This is a genomic window from Xylophilus sp. ASV27 (assembly GCF_016428875.1).
In the GTDB taxonomy this organism is placed as follows: Bacteria; Pseudomonadota; Gammaproteobacteria; order Burkholderiales; family Burkholderiaceae_C; genus Xylophilus.
This window is the reverse complement of sequence record NZ_JAELTO010000435.1, coordinates 1-255: the sequence shown is the minus strand read 5'-3', so window position 1 is coordinate 255 and position 255 is coordinate 1. Positions and strand designations below refer to the sequence as shown.

Sequence of the window (255 nt, the reverse complement as noted above, 5' to 3'; positions counted from 1 at the left end):
GCGCCGCCGGCCGGTAGGTGCCCTGCAGCTTGCCGACGACCACGGCGCCATCGCCGTCCTCCGCCGCCGCCAGCAGGACGCCCGTGCCCTCCTTCAGTTTGGCGGCCAGTTCGTCGATGCGCGCGAGCTGCGCGCGGCCGGTCTCGGTGTCCTCGGAGGCGCCCAACTTCTCGCGCAAATTCTGCATGGCGGCGGCGGCGTGGGCCTGCTCCTCCTTGAACAAGTCCGCCACCGTCGGGTCGGCGCTGAGCGCGC

General features: G+C 73.3%; 1 protein-coding gene. It reads right to left on the bottom strand.

The features are described 5' to 3' along the window. Positions 1 to 255, bottom strand: a 255-nt coding sequence (locus tag JHD63_RS23675; protein ID WP_198973212.1) for a hypothetical protein, incomplete at both ends; no start/stop codon positions are given.